The sequence below is a fragment of the Lactobacillus hamsteri DSM 5661 = JCM 6256 genome, from assembly GCF_000615445.1.
GTDB lineage: Bacteria > Bacillota > Bacilli > Lactobacillales > Lactobacillaceae > Lactobacillus > Lactobacillus hamsteri.
In genome coordinates, this window is record NZ_BALY01000057.1 from 1 (window position 1) to 3,260 (window position 3,260).

A 3,260-nucleotide genomic window follows, 5' to 3' on the forward strand; every position below is an offset into this window, starting at 1 on the left:
TTAAAGAAAAAACCGGATTCATCACAGGGATTGAAATCCCGTGTTTTCTCCGGTAAATAATCAATAAAAGTAAGAAGCTCTTGATTGGCGTGCTCAGGATAAGAAAAAAGGTGAAAACGAGCGTGCTTATTTTCATCAATTCCTAGATGTCCAATCAATAACTCTTTTTCATCCAAGTAAATTTGACCAAATAGCTGCATCATCTTCACCTCTATTATTTATATTTATCTATTATTTTGTATCTGGTTTTATCATTTCATAAACATAAGAGATTTCACCTTTACGGTAAACTCCATGTAAAGTACCTACGCACTTAAAGCCCATTTTATCAATTAAATGCTGCATAGCCTTATTATCTTCGTGCGTATCAATTCTAATTGAATCGATCTCCGGATTTTCACGAACTTGATTAATTACTTCAGTAAAAAGCTTTGTAGCATAACCATGCCCCGCATGATTTGAATGAATTGCCACGCGATGAATGACAATGTACTTTTCTGTATCAAGCAACCATTCACCATCTAATTGATCATAAGAATGATCGGGCGCAGGAACAAGTGAAATAGCCCCAACAGTTTGATTATCTTGTGAAACAGCTAAATATGCCCAACCATTTTCAACATCTTCTTTAATTTGATCAAGTGAAGGATAATCGCCTTGCCATTGGTCAACTCCTCTTTCTGCCAGTTGGTTTGCGCCATCCTTTAAAATGTCAATAATTTGATCGAAATCAGCCATAGTAGCTTGCTTTAATTGCATATTATTCTCCACCTTTCTCTATTCAACAACGTTTTATATTTTACAAAAAAAGCACTTCTCTTGTAAAAGATAAGTGCTTAATTTTATAAAATATTTTCTTCTAGGGCCATAAAAATAGTCACAATTAATAAATCTGCACAGCCGCCTAAACTGTAATTATGCCGTTTGAAGACCTGATTTTCTTGATTTAAAAAATCCATGCCAGCATCCGTTTTACTGCCACCAATTTTTAGAAAGTGAACCGCAACTTGATGCAGCCAAGATAAATCTTGCATCCCGCCGGACCTTTTAATAAAAGTTGAATCTTGGGTAACCGTAGCGAGCATCATCAGCGTATCTAAGAGGCGTTGATTAATAGTGCCTGTAGTTTTACGCAAATACGGTAAAGCAAGCTTCTCAATGACAATATAGCCATTTTCAGCAATCTCACGTACTCCGCCTTCACCATATTTCCAAAATTGACTTTCACCAGCAGTTAGCTTTTCATCTGGTTTTTTCTTAAAATCATGTTCCATTAAGCCAGCACACATCTGACGAATTACATCAAAAGGATTTTGATCATTTTGTTTAGCATAGCTTTGCGCACAAACAAAAATCCCTAGTGAAAAAATAGCCCCTTTATGAGTATTCACACCATTAGTTGCCTGAAACATAACTTTTTCGGCAATCTTGCCAGCCTCTCGAAGCTGCAAAAACATCTTCGTTAGATCTGTTCCTGTAAAGTTTGTGCCAATTTCCTCAGCCTGTGCTAAGTATGGCCGCATTGTCACGCTGCTATTTATAAAAGTAAAAACATCCATGTCATGATGCGAGCCATTATCTACAGGGTCAACCAAGCCAGGCTTGGGCTGAGTAACAACTTCATAAAGAAGTGCTTCGAGTGCATGATCTACAATTTCTGACATTTTTCACCTAAAAAATTTTATTTTCTAATTTTCACGTTTGTGTTCTTGAACAGTATGGTAAACATAAGCAATAACACCAAAGGCAACAGGACCAATTGCTGTCCAGAATGAAGTTTGGTAGTCGCCTCTAAATAATGGTTCGATACAAGTGAAGACAATACCAATAGCAACTACAAGCCAAACGACAATAGTTGTAATCCATACTTTGCTCTTACCTTCAATAAAGACAAATGGTCGGTCCAAATCTTTCTTTTGTTTAAAGAAAGGATAAGCTGCAATCAAGAACAAATATGGAGCTGATGAAGAAACATTCATCATATCCATTAAAATTGTGTAGAATTTACCAGCTGCGTTACCACCAAAGGAAATGAACAAAATAATTACAGACACGATAAATGCTTGGAGCCACATTGAGCGTTCAGGCATGTTGTGTTTGTTCAATTTGACTAATTTCTTTGGTAAAAGCCGTTCATTACAACCTTCAATAAATGATTTGATTGGTGAGTAAACCATCAAGAATGCGGCAGAAATACCTGACAAAACATCTGCCCAACCGGCACAATGTGAGAAGATTGATCCTAAAGCGATTGAAGCACTTTGAGACAATCCTAGGCTATGACCAGTCACAATACCTAAATTATTGATCAAAATGTATTCAACATTAGCTAAATCAACATTTTTACCACCTAATTGTGCCTTCCAGTTTACAGCAACCCCACACATTAAAATGTTGAAGACGTAAAGGAAAGTCATAACAATCATGGCAATTATCAATGCTCTAGGATAAGTCTTTTCAGGTTTATCAACTGAGTCGATAACACCTGAAGTTGTTTCCAAACCACCATAAGCAAATAATGCATAAACGATGAATGAAACAACAGCGATTGGTGATTGGAAAGCTGGATTTGGAGAATGAACCAAATTATGAGCAGTAATTGGCTGTGCTAATTGTCCTTTATTCAAAATGAATACCAATAAAGAAACTACAGTAAAGCCAATTGCAATTGCTAAAGTAAAGAAACCACCAATATTAGAAACTGTCTTAATCTTGTCAATACCTCTTGCTGCACAAAAAGTTACGATAACTAAAAAGACAACTTCTAAAATACCTAGCAATTGGGTGGAGCTCAAGTTAAGCAAATGCCAACCTTGAGTCGTATCATGACCCCAAATAGCAGTTGAAACTGAAACTAAAAAGAATTGGGTTGAAGATACAAGCCAAATAACCCAAGCTGCAAGCCAAATGAAAGTACCAACAAAGGCTACTTTTTCATTAGTCGAGCCTTCAAGCCATGAATAAATACCACCTTTAATTCCCTTGAAAGTGGCACCATATTCCGCGAAAATCAAAGCTGACGGCAAGAAGAACAATACAGCAGTGATGATGTACCAAATAATACTTGCATATCCCATCTGATAAAATGCTGAGATGGAATTGCTAAAGCCAAAAATGGCTGAAAAAATCATTAAGACTAAACTACCTAGTTTAATCTTGACCGAATTACCGGTATTATCAGATTCCATAAAAACTAAAACTCTCTTTCTTTTATAACACAAACATGTATTATTATGCACTTTTTATAAGCAGAACACAAA

Annotated in this window: 4 protein-coding genes; all 4 read right to left on the reverse strand. The window is 36.1% G+C overall.

The features are described from left to right. On the reverse strand, positions 1 to 203 hold a 203-nt coding region (locus tag JCM6256_RS10250), incomplete at its 3' end, for a hypothetical protein (protein WP_155833185.1). 28 nt (positions 204 to 231) lie between these two features. After that, positions 232 to 759, reverse strand: a complete 528-nt coding sequence (locus JCM6256_RS09040; protein ID WP_025081356.1) for a GNAT family N-acetyltransferase — start codon at positions 757 to 759, stop codon at positions 232 to 234. 83 nt (positions 760 to 842) lie between these two features. Continuing rightward, a complete protein-coding gene (gene citG, locus JCM6256_RS09045; RefSeq protein WP_025081357.1) occupies positions 843 to 1,664 on the reverse strand; it encodes a triphosphoribosyl-dephospho-CoA synthase CitG in 822 nt (273 codons plus the stop codon). A 24-nt stretch (positions 1,665 to 1,688) separates the two neighbouring features. After that, complete coding sequence (yjeM, locus tag JCM6256_RS09050; protein ID WP_025081358.1) at positions 1,689 to 3,188, reverse strand: glutamate/gamma-aminobutyrate family transporter YjeM; 1,500 nt, start codon at positions 3,186 to 3,188, stop codon at positions 1,689 to 1,691. Between the last annotated feature and the right edge of the window lie 72 nt (positions 3,189 to 3,260).